Raw genomic sequence first — 21,212 nt, 5'->3', positions numbered from 1 at the left:
CAGTAAAAAGCGGAAGGCCGGGGCCTTCCGCTTTTTTAGTATACTCGTTTTTTGTCGGCAAATTGAATTTCTTTATCCAGCAGTTCCAGAAAGTAAGGCGTGCCTTCAGGGTTTTTCTGCTGAAGAAGGCCGAGAGTGAGCTTTACGTCATCAAGCGCCCGGTGGGACTGCGTCTGGGCAAGTCCATGGGCCTGGCAGAGCGAGATGAGTTTTTTGGAAGCAAATCCATATTGTTTCCAGTTAACGCCTTTTACTGAACAGTGCCACGGCTTGTTTTTCACAAATGGAAAGTAACGTGCTACAAAACCGCGGTCAAATGAAGCATTGTGAGCAACAATCAAATCGGACTGTTCGAGCAGCAGCTCGATTTTAGGGTGATCGAGACTTTTTCCACGAACATCTTCATCAGTAATACCATGCACTCTTGTCACGCCGGGCGGAATCGAAAAGCTTGGTTCATTTAAGTTATTCAGCTCGGTAAGTACCTTTTCAACTTCGCCGGTTTTGTTATTAACGAGGCAGACAATTAAACCGAACTCAACAACTTCATCCTCATCTTTGGACATGCCGGTCGTTTCCACATCGACAATAGCTACTTTTACTAAAGAAGGGTCTGTATGCGATTGGTCCATAAGCTGTTCCGGCAGCCAAATGCGGGTCAATCCGTTTTCTGTTTTTCTCTCAAGCACGCGGGAGTGGGTCAGGTACCATTTAAGAGAAGCAGAAGCGGTTCCCGATACCTGCTGCTCTGCTTCTTCTATGGAAATGCCCGGGGTTTTTATTAATACTTCGGCAAGCGCGTTGCGGGCGGATTCTATATCATCAATACCGCGGGCTGCTTTTTCATGCTGTTCGGAAGTATAGGCGCCTGCTTTAAATACAGAATCAGCAGCTTCGCGTGCAAGTTCAAATTGATCAGTGGTAAGATAACAGCGGAGCAGCACGTCCCGGCATAAGAGTTGTCCGGGTGGTTCTTCCACTTCATTCATGTACATGGGAAGCAGGATGATTCCCTGTTCACAAAGTTCAATCGTCCGTTCCATATCCCCCTCCTGGGCAGAAGTGGGACGGTTTGCTTCAATATTTTTGTTTAATTTATTAAATATATTAAAAATAGCACTCATGACTGTACTCCTTTATTGACGATATGTGTGTTTAGTTTTTAAAAAATACACCTTTTTATATATGATACAGGAGGAAAGAAAAAGGGTAAAATAATAAATAGGAAAGGCAGCGATAAACATGCCTGAAGGACCGGAAATAAGAAGAGCCGCAGATCAAGTAGAACAAGCTGTTAAAGCAGGCCCGGTAGCAGAGATGTATTTTGCGTTTCCACATCTTCAATCATATGAAGCCTCATTTGCACGGGCTAACGTCATCAAAGTGGAAACAAGAGGAAAAGCGATGCTGATCCGTTTTGATAATGGTTATACGATATACTCCCATAATCAACTGTACGGAAAATGGTATGTTCGTTCTGCTTATGAGTATCCCGTTACAAAACGCCAGCTCCGCCTGGCCATTCATAATGAAAAAAAGTCCGCTCTTTTATACAGCGCTTCTGAAATTGAAGTGCTGCGGGATGAAGAAGTGGAGGATTATCCATTTTTAGCGAAAATCGGCCCTGATATTTTAAACCAGGAAACGTCTCCTGAAGAACTGTATGAGCGGATAACGAGCCGGAGGTTTGTGAATCGAAAGTGGTCTTCTCTCCTGCTGGATCAGTCTTTCGTAGCAGGTATCGGCAATTACCTGCGCAGTGAGATTCTCTTTGAAGCAGGTATTCATCCGGGAAAAAGGCCGGCCGACTGTACAGACGAAGAACTTGAGCAGGCAGCGCAGGCCTTGATCACGCTGGTTGAGCGTTCTTATCAGACCGGAGGTATTACGGTAGATGAAGAAACAGCCGCCCGTTTAAAAAAGAGAGGACAGAGCTACGCCCAGCGGAGGCACTGGGTATTTAACAGAGACGGAGAACAGTGCCGCATCGACGGCACTGATATTCAAAAAATTTCGGCGGCATCGAGACGGCTTTATTTTTGTCCCACCTGCCAGCCGGAATAAAAGGGGATAAAGAATATGCTGACGGTTTATTTAGTGCGTCATGCGCAGACGGAATGGAATGCGCAGGGGATTGTTCAGGGGTGGAAAGACTCTCCATTAACAAAGGATGGAGCGGAAAAAGCAGAACTGCTGGGGCGGCATTTAAAAGAAATTCCTCTTGATGCTGTGTATGCAAGCCCTACAGAGCGGGCGGTAAAAACAGCCGAAATTGTGTCGGGTCTTCCGGCGGCTTCCATACGAAAAAACGAGGGACTGATGGAACTCAATTACGGCAGCTGGGATGGACGGCGGGCAGCGGATATTCAAAAAGAAGAAGAAGCAAAAGTGACGACTTTCTTTACAGAACCTCATTTATTTGAGGCGCCGGGAGGCGATACGTTTGCGGCCCTGCAGAAAAGAGCCGCTACCGCCTGGGAAAGCATAGTAGACACCCACAACGAAGGGCGGATTCTGCTCGTAAGCCATTCCGGCACGCTGAAATGCCTTCTGGCTTATTTAAAGCAGGAATCATTGGAGTATTTTTGGGAAGCTCCTTCTCTGGCAAACTGCAGCCTGACCCACGTTGAAATAGAGAATGGAAAGATCGTTGTAAAAGATGAAGGAAACGTCAGTCATTTTGAGTAAATAAGGAGGAGCCCTTTATGGAAAAACGAACAGGCAGGCATTATCAGCTTCGTCTTATGACGCCGGATGATGCAGAGGATTTATACCAGATTGCAACGGAAGCATCGAACTGGACGTATATGGTGAGGTATCTTTCCTCGGTGAAGGATATGGAAAGCATTATTGAAGCAGCCTGCAGCGAATATGAGCAGGGTACTTCTTTTCCTTACACCGTTATCGAAAGAAAAACCGGACGCATAAGAGGATCAACCAGGCTGTATAATTATTCGGAAAGCCGTCGCACCTTAGAACTTGGCTCTACTTATTTCACTTCTTCCCTGCAGGGAACCGGAATTAACGCAGAAACGAAATACCTGCTCCTGCAGCAGGCGTTTGAAGAAATCCATGCTATTCGGGTACAGGTGCTCACAGATGAAAAAAATGTACCCGCCCAGCGGGCATTGGAACGACTTGGGGCAGTGAAAGAAGGAGTACTGAGAAACGAGCGTCAGCTCTATGACGGCCGGATCCGAAATGCTGTAATGTATAGTATTATTGCAGAAGAGTGGCCGAAAATTAAGATGCAGCTTAAATGGAGAATGGGGTAAATAAGTAAAAATCAATGAAGAAGAACGGAAGAGGTTTTTCAAATGACTACACTGAATAAAAAGGCCGTATCGGCTAAAGTAACGAATGTGAATGTAAATGAAACGGAATGGGTGATTAAAGGCACATGTACCTCCCTGCCGGCTGAAATCACATATAGAAAAATTAAAAAATATTCCACTGCAAAAGTTGTTCATTCAGGAAATGCAGATCATCAGTTTGCAGTGGATACGATAGAATGGAATGTAGTGAAACCGAAAAAAGATAAGGCGGGGAAAGTCTCATTTGTCTGCAGAATACCGCTTGAATCCCTTTATTTACATAAAGTAACGCCGCATATCAACAACTGGGAAATCTATGTGATTTTGTCTGATGGCAGGGAAGAGACAGAAGCAGAAGCAAGGCTGCTCGCCCCTGCAGCAGATAAACTTTATATGGAAAAGCTGTATTACGGCGACAGGGCTTTTTTAAAAGCGTATAAAACACCAAAAGGGTATTTAAATATTACGAGAAGAGAAGCCTGGAACGAAGATACTTTGAAGGACATGCCTGTAAAAGTAGTGGATATTGAGCGGTCCGGAGACACATACCGCATTACCGGAATGGGAAACAGAAAAATACTATCAGACGTACCTGCCCCTTCTTCTTCAGGTATTCTTTTGAAAAAAAGGGGAAGAGTGCTCAACAAATCATTGAAGGTCAACTGGCTGAATGATTATTTCTGGCAGGCAGACTGGGTATCGTCGGAGCCGTCTTTTTCCGGCGGTTTATGGGACGCTCACTTTTATATCAAAACAGATAAGCGAAGGCTTTATCGGATCGATATAGATACAAAGGAATTTCTGCGCGGGGCTTATCACCGTGCAGTGGTCGACGGAGGCATACGGCGGATTCGTCCATACCGCACCTCCAACGGAGGCTTTTCTTTTAAAGTATTTACAGACCTGGTAAACGTGTTTGCCTGGAAGTCTGTATATCAAAACAATAAAGTACACATGAGCGGAAGCTTCCAATGGGGCAAATACGAAGTAGATGCGTTTCATCTCTGCCTGTTTGATAAACAAACCAGTGAAGTCGTTCGTACGCCGATGGATACGGCAAAAGGAAACCTGCAGAAAAAAGAGTACACGTTCACATGCAGTCTCCCGGAAAAATCGCTTTTTTTCGGCGGAAATAAAGAGGCTTCGCGCTATGAAGTATATTTAAGCGCGGAGGTGGATGCGCGCCTGATGGAATACCGTTTTAAAATCAGGCCGAAAGTTTTGGAAGCCGAACCGAGAAAAGAATGGCGCCGGGGTGATCATGTGTACAAAGGGTTTTTTTACACTACGGTCAACAACCGTCTGGCCTACATGCTCAAAGAGGCAGGCATTGTAAGAGATATAGCGGAATTCAGCATAAATGACAACAGCTTTTATATAGAAGGAACCGCTTCCTTTAATGCAAAAGAGGCATCTGCTCCGGATGAGCAGACGCTTGCGATTATCGCAAGGAGCAGAGAAACCGAGCAGGAAGTTCTTTTTGTTCCATATGAAAAAAAGGATGACGCCTTTAAAGCGGAACTGCCGCTCGATAAGCTCAAAACCATTCATAACGATAGAGATACCATTGATCTTTACATCCGTGTGGAGCTGGGCGGATATACCCGGGAAAGAAAGCTTGGACGGGAAAGCTTCACCTACTACAAAGACCATATTCTTGCTTCCCATTCTTTAAAAACAGAAAAAAATGTGCTTGAATACTACGCGGTCTACACTCCGCGGGGCAATATCAAAATAGAAACAGCCCTTCTTTCCAAAAAGCATGCAGCCTGGCTGAAAGAAAAAAATGAGACGTATACGCGTTCCACGGAAAGTTATACATGGATTATCGGTGAAAGGCCTGACACAGCACAGGATACAGGCTATCACTTTTTTAAATACTGCCGGCTTCACCATCCGGAAATTGATGCCTACTACGTGATAGAGGAAGGCGCTGAAGATTATGAAAAAGTTATTCCCCTTGGAAACGTATTAACTGCAGGCAGCGACGAACATGTGATTAAAACGCTTGAAGCCGATGCGTTTTTTGGTTCCCACGATATTGAATACCTGCTGCCTTTTAAAGGGGCTTTGATGGTTTCATATCAGAAAGCGGCAAAAGTTTTCCTCCAGCATGGCGTACTCGGCCGTAAAAAGGTGGAGTATGATAAGAAGTACTATCACTATCCATTTGATATCTTCTGTGTCAGTTCGGAAATGGAAAAGCAGATGGTAGTAGAAAAGATGGGCTACAGCCCGGGGGAAGTGAAAGTAACCGGGCTGTCGCGTTTTGATGAACTGCTTGAAAGTCCCGCCCCGAAAAGAAAGATTTTATTGATGCCTACCTGGAGGGAATGGCTTCATAATGAAGAAACATTTCTGGAGTCTACGTATTATAAAAAATACAGGTCACTTATCCACAACGAAGAGCTTCATAAAATGCTGGACGATTATGACGTAGATCTTGATTTTTATCCCCACTACCGGATGCAGCCTTATGTAGAACACTTTACTGTGGATAACTCATCTCACATCCGTGTAGTGAAGCTCGGTGAAGTATCGGTTCAGGAACTTTTGAAGGAAGGCAGCCTGATGATTACCGATTATTCCAGCGTATCGTTTGATTTCAGCTATATGGGAAAGCCTGTCATCTTTTATCATTTTGATGCAAAAAGCTTCTTTAAAACAGGGAGCCTGCGGCCGCGCGCCGAAACATTTCTCGGTGATACTGTTAAATCGGAGCATAATCTGATTAACAGCATCCGCGGTCATATTGAACAGTCTTTTCAGGAAAAAAAGTCTGTGTCTGAAAAGAAATCATCCATTTTTACCCATATTGACCAGAATAACGCAGAACGTATTTATCAGGAAGCTCTCGATGCGTTGAATAATTCCAATTAAATAAAAAGAGCGCCCAATTTGGGTGCTCTTTTTTGAATTAAGTAAAAGTGTGTAATTTTTGTTGAATTTGTTACATATTTTTATAAATCATTGGGCAATATTTCCATGATTACTCGATGATTGCGGCGATGTATGTGTGTTATAGTATAAAAGTCAACCAGTAGAAAGTAAATTTTATATTAATTTTAATTAAAAAAACTTAACATGTTTATCTGAGAATAAATACAAATAAAACACATAAAGCTTAACAAGGAGGGCATTAGTTATGAAAAAAGTTATTACGTACGGCACATTTGACTTGCTGCATTGGGGCCATATCAACCTGCTCAAGCGCGCTAAAGACCTTGGGGACCATTTGATTGTTGCAATCTCAACAGACGAGTTTAACGCCCTGAAAAACAAAAAAGCCTATTATCAGTATGAACAGCGCAAAATGATCCTGGAAGCTGTCCGGTATGTAGATGAAGTTATTCCGGAAAACGAATGGGAACAGAAGCTTGAAGATGTAGTAGACCGCTCGATTGACACCTTTGTCATGGGAGATGACTGGAAAGGCGAATTCGACTTTCTTAAACCTTACTGTGATGTCGTTTACCTGCCTAGAACTGCAAACATCTCAACGACTAAAATTAAAAAAGAACTTCTTCTTGTCAATAACTACTAAAAATCAAAGCTGAATATATCGCGATAAAGAGAGGGGAACGTAGTGCTCTCTCTTTTTTTGCATAAAAGTCACAAGAATTTCTATGCCTGCATAGAAGGACGGTGCCAATAAACCTGGCTGTGTGTCAGGTTTTTCTTTACGTTTTTACAAAAAAAATATAAAAAGAAAAAAACCTCCTCTGCCGGGTGGTCATATACCCTACAGCAATTTAAGCAGTTCAAAATCAGAAGAATTCCTGCTATATTATATAAGGTCGGCCTTTTAGCTGCCGAAGAAAGAAACGGCTTTAATAACAGGAAAATGCAGCACGCCTGAGACATACCCTGATGAGGAATATACCGCCGCTGCTGTTTTAGAAACAGCCGGCATTGCTTTCTAATAGATAGAGCCAGTGGAGGATTCAGCGATATGAAAAAACTTTCCGTTAAGAGGATAAAAAAATCTTCAAATAAAATAAAAAAATCTTACCTTAAAAAAGTAAGAAAGATTAAAAAAAATACATCCAAGCGTTATAAAAAATTCAAGAAAAGCAAAAGCCTGCAGCGTTCGCTGCTTTCATTAATCGGCAGGCTTCCCGGTAAAAAAGATATTGTCGTATTTGAGAGCTTTTTCGGCAAGCAGTACAGCTGTAATCCACGTGCCGTGTACGAGTACTTAAAAGAACAGGATCCAAAGCGTACGTATTACTGGAGCGTGGATCACCGCTACAAAGCTAAATTTGAAGAGCATAATGTTAATATGCTCCCACGGTTTACTCTTAAATGGTTTATGGTTATGATGAGAGCGAAATACTGGGTATTTAACAGCCGGCTTCCCAAATGGATACCAAAGCCGGAAAAAACGGTTTATCTGCAGACATGGCATGGTACGCCTTTGAAAAAGCTGGCACTGGATATGGAAGAGGTGCTTATGCCCGGCACTACGACAGAAACGTACAAAAAGAATTTTGTCAATGAAGCAAGCCGGTGGGATTATCTAATATCCCCGAACCGTTATTCCACAGACATCTTCCGCCGTGCTTTCAGCTATGATAAAAATCTGCTGGAAACAGGCTATCCGAGAAATGATTACTTGGTCCATCATAAAGAAGAAGATGTGCAGAGAGTTAAGCGCAGGCTTGGCATTCCTGCCGATAAAAAAGTAGTGCTGTATGCCCCGACGTGGAGAGACAATGAATACCATTTTATCGGCCGTTACAAATTCAGCCTGAAAATGGATCTCGACCAGATGCAAAAAGAACTCGGAGATGAATACGTTGTGCTTCTCCGTCTGCATTATCTTGTATCAGACCAGGTGGACGTAACCGAGCATGAGGGATTTGCATATGATGCGTCCAACTATGAAGATATCCGTGATTTGTATATTATCAGCGATATTCTCATGACCGATTATTCGTCTGTCCTGTTTGACTATGGTGTATTGAAACGTCCAATGATTTTCTTTGTTTATGATATTGAAAGCTACCGTGATAAATTAAGAGGATTCTACTTTGACTTTGAAAAAGAGGCTCCGGGTCCGCTCGTCCGTACGACAGACGAAATCATTTCAGAGATCAGGCAGGCGGATACAATTATGGAACGCTACAAAGAAGAATTTGAGATATTCGAAAACAACTACAATGTCCTTGAAGACGGCAATGCTTCCAAGCGCGTAGTAGAGCGGGTGTTTTTGAAATAAAAGAAATAGTGCCTGCACTGCCGGAACGATTCCAAAAGCTGCCGGAATAAAAAAGCAGCCTGAATTTATTTTTTCCTAATGCAGCGGCAAAAGAGGGAACCTTTATGAAATCTGCAGTACTCATTTGTAAAGAACTGTACCAAAGCTTTTATCTAATACGAAGGCTGTCCGTGTATGAAATTAAAAGCAAAAACAAAAACAACTATTTAGGCATCGCCTGGGAAATAATAAATCCACTGATCTTTATTGCCATCTACTGGTTTGTGTTTGGGTACGGCATCCGCGGCAATACAGGCGTGGAAGGCGTTCCCTTTCTGAACTGGATGATGGCCGGAATTACGATCTGGTTTTTTGTGCAGCCGGCGGTTACCCAGGGGTCTAAATCGATATTTACAAAGATAAAAATGGTAGCCAGGATGAATTTTCCAACAAGTGCTATACCGACGTATGTGATCTTTTCCAAGCTCTATCCCCATCTGGCTTTAATGGTGATAGTAGGAATTTATATGCAGTTTACGGGGTATCCCGTGAATATGTATTACGTGCAGTTTCCTTATTTTTTATTTGCCACCATCGCACTGGTTGTATCGTTTGTATTAATTTCATCTACGCTTACGGTATTAATACGCGATATTCAAATGTTTATCCAGTCCTCTATCCGCGTCATGCTTTATTTGACGCCGTTTTTGTGGACAACCGATTCCCTGCCTCCGGCCATTCAGTCGGCTATGCAGCTGAATCCACTGTATTATCTTGTGGAAGGATACCGGGCTGCCTATTTCGGAGACGGCTGGTATTTTATTGACCAGTGGGAATATACCTTGTATTTCTGGGGAACGGTTGCGGTATTTTTTATTATTGGAGCGGCTCTTCACGTCCGCTTCCGCCGCCATTTTGTTGATTTCCTTTAATGGAAGAAGGGGCACCTATGGAAAAAGCAGTTATTGCTAAAAACGTAACAAAAAAATATAAAATTTATGAATCACAATCAGAGCGGCTGAAAGACATGCTCCTTCCTAAAAGCTACGGCGAAGAATTTTACGCACTCCGCAATGTTTCGTTTGAAGCGGAAAAGGGAGACATTATCGGTCTTCTCGGAGTCAATGGTTCAGGTAAATCGACTTTGTCCAGTATTCTGGCAGGAGTAGTGCCGCCTTCTGACGGAGAGCTGATTAAAAATGGGGACTCAGCCATTATTGCCGTCTCCTCAGGCCTTGACCTGAAACTATCCGGGCGGGAAAATATTGAGCTGAAATGCTTAATGCTCGGTTTTTCCAAAAAACAGATCAAGGAAATGGAAAGCGACATTATCGAGTTTTCCGAGCTGGAGGCGTTTATAGATCAGCCGGTCAAATCGTATTCTAGCGGAATGAAGGCCAGACTCGGTTTTGCCGTCAATGTAAGTATCGATCCTGATATTCTTATTATTGATGAGGCCCTTTCCGTCGGGGACCGTGCCTTCGCCAAGAAAAGCCTTGATAAAATGAGGGAATTCAAAGAACAGGGAAAGACGATGTTTTTTGTGAGCCATTCGATCAGCCAAATGAAAGAATTCTGCACAAAAGCCCTGTGGCTTGAATTCGGGGAAAAGAAAGATTACGGCCCCCTCGAAGAAGTATTGAAAGATTATGAAGCGTTTCTTGAAGAATACAACCTTCTCAGCAAGCAGAAGAAAAAAGAATTCAGGGAAGAAGGATTTAGAAAACAAAGCCGGAAAACGTCAGAACCGGCTTCTTCCTAAGATAAAACAGAGCGGCCGGCAGCGGCCGCTTTTTTTGTGCATTGACGGATGCTTTAAATAGTCGTATAAAAAAAGAATACGGAAAAACAGTCGCAAAAGGAGCCGATTATGCAAAAAACACCTGTCGTTACCATTATAGGGAGCATCAATATGGACTTAATCACAACCTGCAGCAGAATTCCGGAACAGGGAGAAACCATTATAGGGGAACGGTTTGAAACAGCACCTGGAGGAAAAGGGGCCAATCAAGCGATAGCTGCCGCGAGGCTCGGGGCGGATGTGAATTTTATAGGCCGTACAGGAGAAGATTATATTGGCAGAGAACTATTCGCTTATCTTGAAGAAAGCCGTATAGCCGGCCTGTATGTAAAAACTGTGCCCGGCGTTTCAACGGGAACGGCTTCTATTCTTTTAACAAATGACGATAACCGTATTATCGTTGCGGCGGGAGCCAACGCTTATGTGACGCCTGACTATATAGATCAGCATCTGGATATTTTGAAACAGAGCGACGTAGTCCTGATGGCATTTGAAATACCGCCTGAAACGATTATACATACAGCGCAGAAGTGCAGGGAATATGAGCTGCCTCTTATAATTAATCCCGCTCCTGCATTGAATATGCCGGAAGAACTGTGGGAGATGGCGGATTATATAACGCCTAATGAAAAAGAGGCTGCCCAGTTGTTTACCGCAGCGGAAGAAAAAATCCAGCAGAAACTTATTACAACTCTCGGAGCCAAAGGAGCACAGTGGCGGGAAGGGGATTTGATAAAGTCACATCCGGGTTTTAACAGCCGGGTACAGGATACAACGGGAGCAGGTGATACATTTAACGGAGCATTTGCCATGATGACCGCGAAAGGTAAATCGATAGAAGAAGCCGTAGCGTTTGCCAATGCGGCTGCCTCTATATCCGTAGAAAAAATGGGGGCTCAGACAGGAATGCCTGCTTATGAAGAAGTTCAGAAAAAAATGATGAATGTCAGATAGGTTTGTATTACTAAAAGTAAGGGGATAGAAGGAGAGAATAAAAAAAGGATGTGGAACAATAATGAAAGCAATTGTAATAAATGAATACGGTGGTAAAGAACAGCTTACCGAAGAACAAATAGACCGGCCGGAGCCGGAAAACGATGAAATCGTCATTGAAATATATTCAACCTCCGTGAATCCAATTGATTGGAAATTAAGAGAAGGCTATTTGAAAGATATGCTTCCTTATGACTTTCCTATTATTTTAGGCTGGGATGCAGCAGGAGTAGTACGGGAAACAGGGGACGATGTCCACAGGTTTAAAAAAGGCGACAGAGTATTTACCCGCTCAGCAAACAACAACCGCGGCACTTACGCTGAATATGTAAAAACAACGGAAAATCGGACAGCCTTTATGTCGGAAGATATGAGCTTTGATGAAGCAGCAGCGGTGCCGCTTGCCGGACAGACGGCATGGCAGTGCCTGGTGGAATTTGCTGAAATGAAAGCTGGAGATAAAGTGCTTATTCATGGAGGCGGAGGCGGTGTCGGCCACTTTGCCGTGCAGATTGCAAAAAGCTTCGGCGCCCACGTTATTGCTACAGCAAGTGCGGAAAAAGCTGAAACGTTAAAAGATCTGGGAGTCGATGAAGTAATTGACTATAAAACAGAGGATTTCGAGAAAATAGTTACGGATGCAGATATTGTACTAGATACAATTGGCGGTGATGTACTCGAAAAAAGCTATTCCGTTCTGAAAAAAGGAGGAAAGCTTCCATCAATAGCCGGACAGCCGGATCAGGAAAAAGCCGATAAATACGGAGTGAAGGCTGGATCCGTCTGGCTCGAAGAAAGCGGGGAACGCCTGCAGAAGCTGGCGGATCTTTACGCTCAGGGCAAGCTGAAGGTACTCATTGACAGCACGTTTCCACTTAGTGAAGAAGGCGTACAGGAAGCGCACGCGGCAAGCGAAAAAGGCAGAGCCCGTGGTAAGATTGTCATTCAGGTAAAATCATAGGAGGGTAACGGATATGGAAGAGAAACAGAAAATGATAGTATTCAGCGACTTTTTATGACCATTCTGTTTTATCGGGAGTGCCCCGCTTAACCAGTTGGTTGAGGAAAAGAAAGTAGAAATCGAATGGCGGTCATTTGAATTAAAGCCGGAAGGCGTAGAACTTCCTCCTAAACCGGAAGGTTACATGGAGCAGGCGAGAGCTAACGTAAAACGGATGTCCGAGCAGTATGGGCTCGATATGAAATGGAACGATAAGAGCAGCCATTCCCATTACGCTCATGAAGGAGCTAAATTTGCGGAAAAGCATGGAAAAGCAGATGCCTATCATGATGCGGTGTTCAAAGCCCAGTTTCAGGAAGATAGGAATATTAACGATATTTCCACTTTGACAGCAATTGCTGAACAGGCAGGACTTGACGGAGAGGCATTCCGACTCTCTGTAGAAAATAGAGAATTTGAACAGGAAATTATGGAAGACAGGCAGATTGCCGAACAGATAGGTATTACAGGAGTCCCCTGCTTTATTGTGAACCAGCAGGGAGTTATGGGCGCTCAGACCTATGAATCGCTTCAAAATTTATTAAATAAAGAATAAGCAGAAACCTCTCTCATTCACTGAGAGAGGTTTTTATTCGCTGAATTTTCTAAATATTCATTGTATATATTTTCTTTTTATGGCATATTAAAGGCAGGGAATGGTACATAGCAACTAAAAAGGAGAACCAAACACATGTTGAAAAAATGGATAATAGGACTGAGCAGTGTAGCTGTTATCAGTCTTGGAAGTGCGGGAGCAACGGAAGCCGGCCATGGGGAAGATTTCGATTGCGATGATTTTGCTACACATGAGGATGCGGTGGCACACTGGGACGAGCATGGATATACAGTCGACAATGATCCGGAGCGCCTGGATGGTAATGATAACGACGGCATTCCGTGTGAAAGTCTGCCGGGTTATGATTCAACTGATGGAGAACAGTCAGAATCAGATGATACTACATCGGAAGTAACAGAAAACGACGAGACGCCTGAAGAAGAGACCGTTACTTCCGAAGCGCCGGCTGAGGAGGAAGTCACAGAAGAAGGCGGAGCCCTTCCGGAAACGGCCACGGCCAACCCAATGATGATGCTGTTTGGTGCCCTGACTGCAGGAGCTGGAGCTGTACTGTTTATTCGTAGAAAAGTAACCCAGTCATAATTTTTCCGCATGGACCATTCCCAGATAATCCATTGCGAAATGATGCAGGCCTTTTTGTCTAAATAAAACGTAATATAGAAGTAACGTGGACTATTTTCCCCTCACTTAATGAAAAAAAACAGCAGCCTTGTCAAAGGCTGCTGTTTTTTTCATTATAATACCCTTTTGAATCCTTCTTTTTCCAAATAGTCGATGGCTTCTCCATACGTATTGAATGTTCCGTCCAGCTGTAGTCCGGCATAGACATTCCAGCCGTCTTCTTCCGGCATCAAAACGAGCAGCTGATCCTCTATATTTTCCCATTCCTCAATTTCAAACTCTTCTTCCGTAGACTCATCTGTCTGAAGAGAGGCCAGTGCTTCTTTAATCAGGTTCCTGAAGTCTTCAGCTGAGTATTCACGAATATTCACCATGCCCCGGTCGTCTGTCTTAACGCCGGATACCAGTTCAGCATAGACAAATCCATTGCCGTTCGGATGAAGATGATAAACGACATTCTTCTTATCGTAGTCACTTTCTTCAAAGTGAAAGTTAACGCGTCCCATGGACACTTCTTTTTTCTCAAGCTCGACAAATTCTTCTGCAATTTTTATTTTTTCTTCAAAAGTAAGCATAAATCCTCCGATCTTTTTTTCATCGTTACAGTATATCATATATTTCGCCGTAACTATTAAAAATACCAGGGCTGAAATTATTTCGAAACGGGAAATATATGGTACACTGCTAGTTGTGTAAAAAGGAAAAAAGGAGGGCGCTGCCCGTGCCGGATTCAAATATAAACAGTGCTGTAACGCTCAGCAGATCTGTTAAAAGAAGAATTATCGTTTTATTGTGTGCGGTTTTGATGTTTTCCGTTATGAACTCCACTATGTTTATGATAGCCGTGCCGGATATTGCTGACGCTTTTTCCCTGTCTCCTTCCGAGGTGAGCTGGGTAGTGACGGGATATATTATTATTTATGCAGTAGGAGCGCTTGTATATGGAAAGCTTGCTGACCTGTATCCGTTTAAGCGGCTGCTGACGGTAGGATTGATTCTATTTGCAGTCGGTTCCATTATCGGCTTTTTCTCTACTCATTTTATTATGGTCGTAGCCGCAAGAATGGTTCAGGCCGCCGGAGCTGCAACGGTGCCGGCTCTCGTATTTATAGCTCCTTCCCGGTTTTTTAAGGAAGAACAGGGCAAGGTGCTGGGCATTGTGTCTTCGACAATGGCTTTTGCCTCGGGGATAGGCCCGATTGCAGGTGGTTTGATCGCCGGTGCTTTCGCCTGGAACTACTTGTTTTTAGTATCGATATTCGTTGTCATCACTATTCCGTTTTTTCATAAATGGCTTCCAGAAGAAGAACCAAAATCCGGAAAAGTCGATCTGCCGGGTGCTTTTTTTATGGCAGTGGGGGTTGGCTTCTTTATTTTATTTATTACGACATTCGGCTGGTTGTACCTTGGTATCAGCATTATCTTTTTATCGGTATTCATCTGGTGGATTTTCCATGTGGAAACGCCGTTTGTAAAGCCCGGCCTCTTTTTAAACCATGCGTACCGGACGACATTGATAACAAGTTTTTTCGGTATTCTTACGATGTTCAGCATGATGTTTATGATGCCGCTTCTTTTGGATGATGTAAATAACCTCAGCACAACAGCGATAGGTCTCGTGTTATTTCCCGGAGCGATAGCTGCTGCTTTTATGGGGAGAATTGCGGGCTTATGGACGGATCGGTTTGGAAGCTGGCCGATGGTATTTCTTGCTCTTGGCTTAACGATGGTTGGTTTCACTTCTCTATCTATTGCGGCCGGAGCTTCTCCCTTACTTGTGAGCCTGGCTCTTGTAGCAAGTTATGTTGCTTTTCCTTTTCTGCAGACAGCTACGGCTAACTTGATTTCTTCTGTTCTTCCGGCAGAAGAAACGGGTGTTGGCATGGGCGTATACAATTTATTTAATTTTATGGCCGGTGCGTTCGGAGGGGCGGTAGTAGGCGCCTTATTAAATCAATATACAGGGGCAGAAGCTTATAATCCGCTTCATTTTTCTCCCGGGCATGCAGGCATTTACAGCAACATTTTTATGGGAATGGCTGTTATGGCCGTAATCAACGCTGCTGTATTTTATTTTTCTTCCGGATCCTTCCGTAAAGCGGGAACTTCTTCTCCGGAACAAACAGAGCAGCCTGGAAAATCATGATATACTAAAAAAAGTTGATTTAAAATGTTTAGTGGAGGAGCCGTCATTATGTGGCAGAAAGGCTTATTCATCACAGCAGCCATTGCAGTTGGCAGTCTATTTTCTGCAGCCGGCGTGCCGGCCGGCTGGCTTTTTGGAGCACTGCTGGCCGGCATTTTTACGGGACTTTTTATAAAACGCTTTACCTTTGAGGGGTGGCCGTTTCAGGCTGCCCTTGCTCTGGTAGGAGTAAATATTGGTTTTTTAATGGATACAGAGCTTTTTGCCGTTCTGCCGGCTTATATTATGCCTTTGATCGTTACGCTATCCATTACGTTAATGATGGGGCTCGTATTTGGAATGCTGATGTACAGATGGACCAGTCTGGACGTAAAGACCGCTTTTTTCTGCTGCGTACCGGGAGGAGCTTCGGAAGTAATCAGCGTAAGCCGGGATTACGGGGCTGATGACCGGATTGTTGCAGCTTTTCACACAGCCCGTATTACTTTTTTTGTGTTTCTTATCCCATTGTCGGCTGCGGTATTTTATCCGGAGGCTGCGTCTGGAGGAACTCCCGCGGACACGGGGGTATGGAATCCTTTTATCGGTTTTCCAATGCTGTTATTTATTGTCGTACTGGTTATTATATTAAATAAATATGTTAAGATTCCCGGTGGAGCCCTTCTTTATGCGCTTATTTTTGGATTTATAATCGGGAATTGGATCGTGCCCGGTTTTGCCCCGCCGGGATATGCGGCGGGCGTCGGACAGGCGCTTATCGGAGCTATGGTAGGCATCCGTTTTGACAGGGAAACGCTGGTACGTGTGAAAAGTATCGGTTTGCCGAGTCTGGGCATTCTGCAGTGTTTTCTGCTGCTCAGCCTCTTATTGGCAGGGTTGTTTACGTTAATGACTCCGCTTCCTTACATAACAAGCCTGCTCAGCACAGTTCCTGCCGGTGCGGCGGAAATGTCTTCTACAGCTTTTGCCCTGCAGCTTGAACCAACGCTTGTATCTGCTCTTCATATTATTCGTGTAATTGTATTGTTTTTACTGCTTCCTTTTCTTGTTAAATGGATCGACCGCATGATATTAAAAAATGAAGGATGAGATAAATGACTGAAACAATGAAAATTTCTGCTTCCAAACAAGCTGTTGAAACGTTTCAAAAGGGGTATCCTTTAATCCATGAAGATATGGTCAATAAAAGGGAAAAGCTTTCAGAAGAAGGGACCGTTTTTGATTTAATGACCCCGCAGGGCCAATTTATCGCGAAAGCCTATTACGGGCTGCAAAATAAAGGCATCGGCTGGATTCTTACAAACAAAAAAGAGGAAGCCATTGACCAGCAGTTTTTTGTTGGAAAACTCAGTGCTGCCCTGCAGAGAAGAAAGGCATTTTTCGAGGATGAATCAACGACTGCATTTCGCATATTTAACGGCGAAGGAGACGGCATCGGCGGATTGACCATTGATTATTTTAACGGCTACTATATGCTGCAGTGGTACAGTGCGGGAATCTATGCGTTTCGCTCCCTTATCATCCGCGCGCTGGAGGCTGTGACCGCCTATGAAGGCCTGTATGAGAAACGGCGCTTTCAGCAGCAGGGACAGTATATCGAAGGCGATGACTTTGTAAAAGGAAAAGAGGCTCCTGCTCCGCTGCACGTTAAAGAAAATGGAATGACGTTTGCGGTATATTTGAATGACGGAGCGATGGTTGGAATATTCCTGGATCAGCGGGAAGCAAGAAAACGCCTGCGCGATGAGTATTCCGCGGGTAAGACCGTTCTGAACACTTTTTCCTATACCGGTGCTTTTTCAGTAGCCGCCCATCACGGCGGAGCTGCAAAAACGGTGGATGTTGACGTAGCGAACAGAAGCAAATCACGCGTTCAGGAAAACTTTGAGCTGAACGGGGTTATAAGTGAAGATCAGGAAATACGGATCATGGATGTGTTTGCCTACTTTGATTATGCTAAAAAGAAAAATATCACATATGATGTGATCGTCCTCGATCCCCCAAGCTTTGCACGAACAAAGAAACGGACGTTTTCTGCAGCAAAGGATTACACTTCCCTGCTCGTAGATGCTATTTCTATCATAAAGGACGGTGGAACGATTATTGCCTCAACAAATTTCGGCGGCTTTGGAATGAAGGCATTCCAAAAGCAGATTGATAAAGCCTGCACCAAAGCGGAAGTAAAACAAAATGTAACTGAACGTGTTCGTCTGCCTGATGATCACCCATATACGGCTTCTTACAAAGAAGGAGATTATTTAAAAGTGGTATTTATAGAAATAACCAAATAATCTAATGCCTGCCAGGTAAAAAATACACTGCCGGCCGCTTTCCGTTTTATAAAAAGAAAACACATGAACAACCTCGTATTCCTTTTTCAAGGCGTACGAGGTTTTTTATGAAGGAAGGTCCTTTTTTACCGTAGACCGCTTTTGGAACAATGTCTATTACGGTTTTCGTGTTTTAAGATGCAGGGCAGGCAGTATGCCAGAAGGGAAAAATAAGATTTTCGAATCTGATTATTTTACTTGCCGCCAGGGTGGTGATAGAATATAAAAATCAACCTCCAGATAAAGGCAAGTTCATTGAAAAATGTGTACGCAAAGTTACAGGTCTAAGGTACTATATGCTAAGATGGCTGGGCTGCCTGGGGAGAGATCCTATAAAGGCTTGGGAGGTTGGAAAGATTGGAAACAAAAGAATTGGATTATGAATGGCGCGTGCTGATACGAGAAGCTAAAGAAGCAGGGATGTCTAAAGATGAGGTTCTTGCCTTTTTTCAAAAAGTTAAGAAGTAACAGCTTCAGAATTGAAGGGTAGTATACAACGATGAAAAAGGGTGTTATTATCTTTTTTACCATCTATTACACGTAAAGAGCATGTTAAAACAAATGTATTGTTTTAACATGCTCTTTGTATGTCCTGAAAAGACTAGTTGGCATTCTTATCTTTTTCAAATGAAGTCCACTTCTCATAGCGTATAAATTTCTGGAAATCACGGAACTGCTTTTTGCTGATACCGGCCTGAATTGCTTCCTGAATTAAGGCCTGCCATTCTTCGTCGATGACTCCATGTTCTGACGAAGGAGCTGGTGTATCAGTAATAATACTGGAGATATTAATTTCGAGTGCTTCTGTGATTTTTTCAAGAACATCAATAGAGGGATTATGCTTAATTCCTCGTTCAATGTAGCTTAAATACGATTTGGAGATACCGGTAGTCGAAGCAAGATCTGACAATGTCATTCTTTTTTGTTTTCGGTACCTTCGTATGTTTTCACCAATCATGTACGGATTACCCTCCCTAAAAGAAAATGAATGAATAAATAAATGGATATACGTTATATAGAACATTATAGTTCTTTATATTGTTCCAATCATGAGTCGAAGTAACTATTTTCGGCTATTTTATCCCGAATAAAGAGGAGAAAATGCAATGAAGCGCCTTAAAAAAGAATTTTTTCATCTGCCGACCCTGGAATTATCCAGAGCACTGCTTGGACAAACTCTTGTAAAAGAAACCTCCGAAGGGAGGACGGCCGGCAGAATAGTAGAAACAGAAGCCTACATAGGACCTGAAGACCGGGCGGCTCACAGCTATGGTGCCAGACGTACGAAACGAACAGAGATCATGTTTGCATCGCCGGGGCATGTATACACCTATACGATGCATACCCACTGTCTGTTTAATGTTGTATCCGCTCCAGAAGACAATCCGGAGGCTGTACTGATTAGAGCTGTAGAACCCGTCTCCGGCCGGGATTTAATGGAGATCCGCAGAAACGGCCGGAAGGAACTGGAATGGACGAACGGACCCGGCAAACTGACGAAAGCAATGGGCATTACTATGGAAGATTACGCCAAATGCTGCTACGAAGATGCCTCTATCTATCTGCTGGAGGGAAGCGCCCCGGAAGATATCGCATCGGGGCCGCGGGTCGGTATTGATAACAGCGGGGAAGCGGTGAATTACCCATGGCGGTTTTGGGATCCGGCCAGCCGCTATGTATCGAAAAGCAGGAAAAAGCCCGGTACTCCCTAAAGAGTATCGGGCTTTACATTTAATTTAGTACACCGCCGGGCGTGCATTTTCTGCAGGCTTTTTTGTTGTGGGGAAGACTAGCTTCCTTTTTCGGAAGCAGGCTGGAATGATTCTCTTGGCTTTTTCTTTCCTTTTATAAAGAAGGATAAAATCAGTCCGAGAAGGGAAATTCCCGCTGTGACTAGAAATGCCGTGTTAACTCCTTCTATCAATGCAGCAGACGGGGCAGCTGCCGAACCTGCAGCGACGCTGCTCATAATAGTGATGAGAACCGCCGTACCGATGGATCCTGCCACTTGTCTCATTGTATTTGTCATGGCCGTTCCGTGTGGAATTAAATCCTCTGACAGTCGATTAAGACCGGCTGTGGTCATCGGCATCATTACCATGGCCATACCGAGCATACGAAACGCATGCAGCGTGGCAATCGCGGTAAGAGAGGTCATACCGTCAAAATAGACGAAAGGAATAGTTCCACCTACGAGTGAAGCCATGCCGATAAGACCGAGCCAGCGTGCTCCAACCTTATCAAAAATACGGCCGGTAATAGGAGAACAGATGCCCATTACTATAGCTCCCGGCATCAGAATAAGACCGGATTGAAGAGCGGAAAACCCTCTGGCATCCTGAATGTATAAAGGAAGAATGGTAGCCGCCCCGATCATGGCCGTAAAGACAATCATCGTGATGACGGTAGTCAAAGTGAAAATAGGATCTTTAAAAACTCTGAACTCAAGAATAGGAGTAGGCAGCTTGAGCTGTCGTGTGATAAAGGCAATCAGCGAAACAACTCCGACAGCCAGGGTGATGGTCACTACGGGTGCGCCCCATCCGCTTGAACCTGCCGTACTGAATCCATAAAGCAGACCGCCAAAACCGAAGGTGGATAAAATAATAGAAAGGATGTCCATCTTTGGATGCTTCAATGTAGTTACATCGGTCATCTTAAAATAGGCAACAATCAGATTGATAATGGCGATTGGGAAAATAATATAAAAAAGCAGGCGCCATGAATAGTTATCCACAATTAATCCCGATAAGGTAGGACCGATCGCCGGGGCGAACGAAATAACCATACCGACCAGCCCCATAGCCGCTCCGCGTTTATCAATAGGAAAAATAAGCAGAAAAACGGTCTGCATTAACGGCATCATAATTCCTGCCCCCATTGCCTGTACGATACGACCGACAATGAGAATACCAAATGTGGGAGAAACAGCTGCAATAATCGTACCAGCAGCAAACAACCCCATAGCGGCCATAAACAGGCGGCGGGTGGTAAACGTTTCAATTAAAAAAGCCGTAATAGGAATCATAATGCCGTTAACGAGAAGAAATACAGTAGTAAGCCACTGAGCCTGGGAGGCATCAATATTTAAGTCCCCCATAATAGTTGGAATTGCCGTAGCCAGCAGCGTTTGATTCAATACGGCAATAAAAGCCCCTGTAATTAAAATAGAAACGATAATTCGCGTGTTAATTTCTTTTCCGGTCGTAGTGTCTGTCATTTCTCTATCC

At 43.8% G+C, this 21,212-nt stretch carries 21 protein-coding genes and 1 riboswitch; of the genes, 17 read left to right on the top strand and 4 right to left on the bottom strand.

All coding sequences use genetic code 11. The annotated features are described in order from the left end of the window. Positions 1–35: 35 nt before the first annotated feature. Complete coding sequence (locus ATL39_RS12695; RefSeq protein ID WP_120193730.1) at positions 36–1,124, bottom strand: exonuclease domain-containing protein; 1,089 nt, start codon at positions 1,122–1,124, stop codon at positions 36–38. A gap of 118 nt (positions 1,125–1,242) precedes the next feature. Here ATL39_RS12695 and nei point away from each other — a divergent pair, with 118 nt between their 5' ends. The 12 genes from nei (at position 1,243) to ATL39_RS12635 (ending at position 13,467) form a co-directional block, all read left to right on the top strand. After that, complete coding sequence (nei, locus tag ATL39_RS12690) at positions 1,243–2,064, top strand: endonuclease VIII (protein WP_120193729.1); 822 nt, start codon at positions 1,243–1,245, stop codon at positions 2,062–2,064. Positions 2,065–2,079: 15 nt separating this feature from the next. Then, on the top strand, positions 2,080–2,688 hold the full coding sequence (locus tag ATL39_RS12685; RefSeq protein WP_120193728.1) for a histidine phosphatase family protein: 609 nt from the start codon (positions 2,080–2,082) through the stop codon (positions 2,686–2,688). Positions 2,689–2,705: 17 nt separating this feature from the next. Beyond that, positions 2,706–3,275: a GNAT family N-acetyltransferase gene (locus tag ATL39_RS12680; protein ID WP_120193727.1), complete on the top strand. Its 570-nt coding sequence runs from the start codon at positions 2,706–2,708 to the stop codon at positions 3,273–3,275. A gap of 42 nt (positions 3,276–3,317) precedes the next feature. Then, positions 3,318–6,194, top strand: a complete 2,877-nt coding sequence (locus tag ATL39_RS12675) for a CDP-glycerol glycerophosphotransferase family protein (RefSeq protein ID WP_120193726.1) — start codon at positions 3,318–3,320, stop codon at positions 6,192–6,194. Between the two features lie 265 nt (positions 6,195–6,459). Beyond that, the gene (tagD, locus tag ATL39_RS12670; RefSeq protein WP_120193725.1) at positions 6,460–6,858 is read left to right on the top strand and encodes a glycerol-3-phosphate cytidylyltransferase; all 399 of its coding nucleotides are present in this window, start codon (positions 6,460–6,462) and stop codon (positions 6,856–6,858) included. Between the two features lie 408 nt (positions 6,859–7,266). Further along, positions 7,267–8,535: a CDP-glycerol glycerophosphotransferase family protein gene (locus tag ATL39_RS12665; RefSeq protein ID WP_120193724.1), complete on the top strand. Its 1,269-nt coding sequence runs from the start codon at positions 7,267–7,269 to the stop codon at positions 8,533–8,535. A gap of 104 nt (positions 8,536–8,639) precedes the next feature. Then, a complete protein-coding gene (locus tag ATL39_RS12660) occupies positions 8,640–9,446 on the top strand; it encodes an ABC transporter permease (protein WP_120193723.1) in 807 nt (268 codons plus the stop codon). 17 nt (positions 9,447–9,463) lie between these two features. Further along, positions 9,464–10,276 carry a teichoic acids export ABC transporter ATP-binding subunit TagH gene (gene tagH / locus ATL39_RS12655; protein WP_120193722.1) on the top strand — a complete coding sequence of 271 codons (813 nt, stop codon included), beginning with the start codon at positions 9,464–9,466 and terminating at the stop codon, positions 10,274–10,276. A 108-nt stretch (positions 10,277–10,384) separates the two neighbouring features. Continuing rightward, positions 10,385–11,269 carry a ribokinase gene (rbsK, locus tag ATL39_RS12650; RefSeq protein WP_120193721.1) on the top strand — a complete coding sequence of 295 codons (885 nt, stop codon included), beginning with the start codon at positions 10,385–10,387 and terminating at the stop codon, positions 11,267–11,269. A 61-nt stretch (positions 11,270–11,330) separates the two neighbouring features. After that, a complete protein-coding gene (locus ATL39_RS12645) occupies positions 11,331–12,269 on the top strand; it encodes an NADP-dependent oxidoreductase (RefSeq protein WP_120193720.1) in 939 nt (312 codons plus the stop codon). Between the two features lie 70 nt (positions 12,270–12,339). Next, positions 12,340–12,864 carry a DsbA family oxidoreductase gene (locus ATL39_RS12640; RefSeq protein ID WP_120193719.1) on the top strand — a complete coding sequence of 175 codons (525 nt, stop codon included), beginning with the start codon at positions 12,340–12,342 and terminating at the stop codon, positions 12,862–12,864. 135 nt (positions 12,865–12,999) lie between these two features. Further along, a complete protein-coding gene (locus ATL39_RS12635) occupies positions 13,000–13,467 on the top strand; it encodes an LPXTG cell wall anchor domain-containing protein (RefSeq protein ID WP_120193974.1) in 468 nt (155 codons plus the stop codon). Between the two features lie 152 nt (positions 13,468–13,619). Here ATL39_RS12635 and ATL39_RS12630 read toward each other — a convergent pair whose 3' ends face one another. Then, positions 13,620–14,081 (bottom strand): hypothetical protein, encoded by a 462-nt coding sequence (locus tag ATL39_RS12630; protein WP_120193973.1) that lies wholly within the window; start codon positions 14,079–14,081, stop codon positions 13,620–13,622. A gap of 146 nt (positions 14,082–14,227) precedes the next feature. Here ATL39_RS12630 and ATL39_RS12625 point away from each other — a divergent pair, with 146 nt between their 5' ends. The 4 genes from ATL39_RS12625 (at position 14,228) to sinI (ending at position 18,450) form a co-directional block, all read left to right on the top strand. Then, a complete protein-coding gene (locus ATL39_RS12625) occupies positions 14,228–15,652 on the top strand; it encodes an MFS transporter (RefSeq protein ID WP_120193718.1) in 1,425 nt (474 codons plus the stop codon). A 48-nt stretch (positions 15,653–15,700) separates the two neighbouring features. Beyond that, the gene (locus ATL39_RS12620; protein WP_170146926.1) at positions 15,701–16,741 is read left to right on the top strand and encodes an AbrB family transcriptional regulator; all 1,041 of its coding nucleotides are present in this window, start codon (positions 15,701–15,703) and stop codon (positions 16,739–16,741) included. A gap of 5 nt (positions 16,742–16,746) precedes the next feature. Next, positions 16,747–17,943 carry a class I SAM-dependent rRNA methyltransferase gene (locus tag ATL39_RS12615; protein ID WP_120193716.1) on the top strand — a complete coding sequence of 399 codons (1,197 nt, stop codon included), beginning with the start codon at positions 16,747–16,749 and terminating at the stop codon, positions 17,941–17,943. A 274-nt stretch (positions 17,944–18,217) separates the two neighbouring features. Further along, a riboswitch (cyclic di-GMP riboswitch) is annotated at positions 18,218–18,303 on the top strand. Positions 18,304–18,339: 36 nt separating this feature from the next. After that, positions 18,340–18,450 carry a DNA-binding anti-repressor SinI gene (sinI, locus tag ATL39_RS12610; protein WP_120193715.1) on the top strand — a complete coding sequence of 37 codons (111 nt, stop codon included), beginning with the start codon at positions 18,340–18,342 and terminating at the stop codon, positions 18,448–18,450. 133 nt (positions 18,451–18,583) lie between these two features. Here the strand turns inward: sinI and ATL39_RS12605 are convergent, their stop codons facing one another. Continuing rightward, positions 18,584–18,940 (bottom strand): helix-turn-helix domain-containing protein, encoded by a 357-nt coding sequence (locus tag ATL39_RS12605; RefSeq protein WP_120193714.1) that lies wholly within the window; start codon positions 18,938–18,940, stop codon positions 18,584–18,586. 148 nt (positions 18,941–19,088) lie between these two features. Between ATL39_RS12605 and ATL39_RS12600 the strand changes: the two genes are divergently transcribed. After that, on the top strand, positions 19,089–19,694 hold the full coding sequence (locus ATL39_RS12600) for a DNA-3-methyladenine glycosylase (RefSeq protein WP_120193713.1): 606 nt from the start codon (positions 19,089–19,091) through the stop codon (positions 19,692–19,694). A gap of 77 nt (positions 19,695–19,771) precedes the next feature. Here ATL39_RS12600 and ATL39_RS12595 read toward each other — a convergent pair whose 3' ends face one another. Continuing rightward, entirely contained in the window at positions 19,772–21,202 is a 1,431-nt protein-coding gene (locus ATL39_RS12595) for an MDR family MFS transporter (RefSeq protein WP_120193712.1), read from the bottom strand. Between the last annotated feature and the right edge of the window lie 10 nt (positions 21,203–21,212).

The sequence above is a fragment of the Sinobaca qinghaiensis genome, from assembly GCF_003610495.1.
GTDB lineage: Bacteria > Bacillota > Bacilli > Bacillales > Marinococcaceae > Sinobaca > Sinobaca qinghaiensis.
This window is presented reverse-complemented; position numbering and strand designations above follow the sequence as displayed.

Coding starts and splice junctions, on each gene's coding strand:
- ATL39_RS12695 (WP_120193730.1), bottom strand. CDS start 1,124: ATGAGTGCTATTTTTAATATATTTAATAAATTAAACAAAAATATTGAA.
- nei (WP_120193729.1), top strand. CDS start 1,243: ATGCCTGAAGGACCGGAAATAAGAAGAGCCGCAGATCAAGTAGAACAA.
- ATL39_RS12685 (WP_120193728.1), top strand. CDS start 2,080: ATGCTGACGGTTTATTTAGTGCGTCATGCGCAGACGGAATGGAATGCG.
- ATL39_RS12680 (WP_120193727.1), top strand. CDS start 2,706: ATGGAAAAACGAACAGGCAGGCATTATCAGCTTCGTCTTATGACGCCG.
- ATL39_RS12675 (WP_120193726.1), top strand. CDS start 3,318: ATGACTACACTGAATAAAAAGGCCGTATCGGCTAAAGTAACGAATGTG.
- tagD (WP_120193725.1), top strand. CDS start 6,460: ATGAAAAAAGTTATTACGTACGGCACATTTGACTTGCTGCATTGGGGC.
- ATL39_RS12665 (WP_120193724.1), top strand. CDS start 7,267: ATGAAAAAACTTTCCGTTAAGAGGATAAAAAAATCTTCAAATAAAATA.
- ATL39_RS12660 (WP_120193723.1), top strand. CDS start 8,640: ATGAAATCTGCAGTACTCATTTGTAAAGAACTGTACCAAAGCTTTTAT.
- tagH (WP_120193722.1), top strand. CDS start 9,464: ATGGAAAAAGCAGTTATTGCTAAAAACGTAACAAAAAAATATAAAATT.
- rbsK (WP_120193721.1), top strand. CDS start 10,385: ATGCAAAAAACACCTGTCGTTACCATTATAGGGAGCATCAATATGGAC.
- ATL39_RS12645 (WP_120193720.1), top strand. CDS start 11,331: ATGAAAGCAATTGTAATAAATGAATACGGTGGTAAAGAACAGCTTACC.
- ATL39_RS12635 (WP_120193974.1), top strand. CDS start 13,000: ATGTTGAAAAAATGGATAATAGGACTGAGCAGTGTAGCTGTTATCAGT.
- ATL39_RS12630 (WP_120193973.1), bottom strand. CDS start 14,081: ATGCTTACTTTTGAAGAAAAAATAAAAATTGCAGAAGAATTTGTCGAG.
- ATL39_RS12620 (WP_170146926.1), top strand. CDS start 15,701: ATGTGGCAGAAAGGCTTATTCATCACAGCAGCCATTGCAGTTGGCAGT.
- ATL39_RS12615 (WP_120193716.1), top strand. CDS start 16,747: ATGACTGAAACAATGAAAATTTCTGCTTCCAAACAAGCTGTTGAAACG.
- ATL39_RS12605 (WP_120193714.1), bottom strand. CDS start 18,940: ATGATTGGTGAAAACATACGAAGGTACCGAAAACAAAAAAGAATGACA.
- ATL39_RS12600 (WP_120193713.1), top strand. CDS start 19,089: ATGAAGCGCCTTAAAAAAGAATTTTTTCATCTGCCGACCCTGGAATTA.
- ATL39_RS12595 (WP_120193712.1), bottom strand. CDS start 21,202: ATGACAGACACTACGACCGGAAAAGAAATTAACACGCGAATTATCGTT.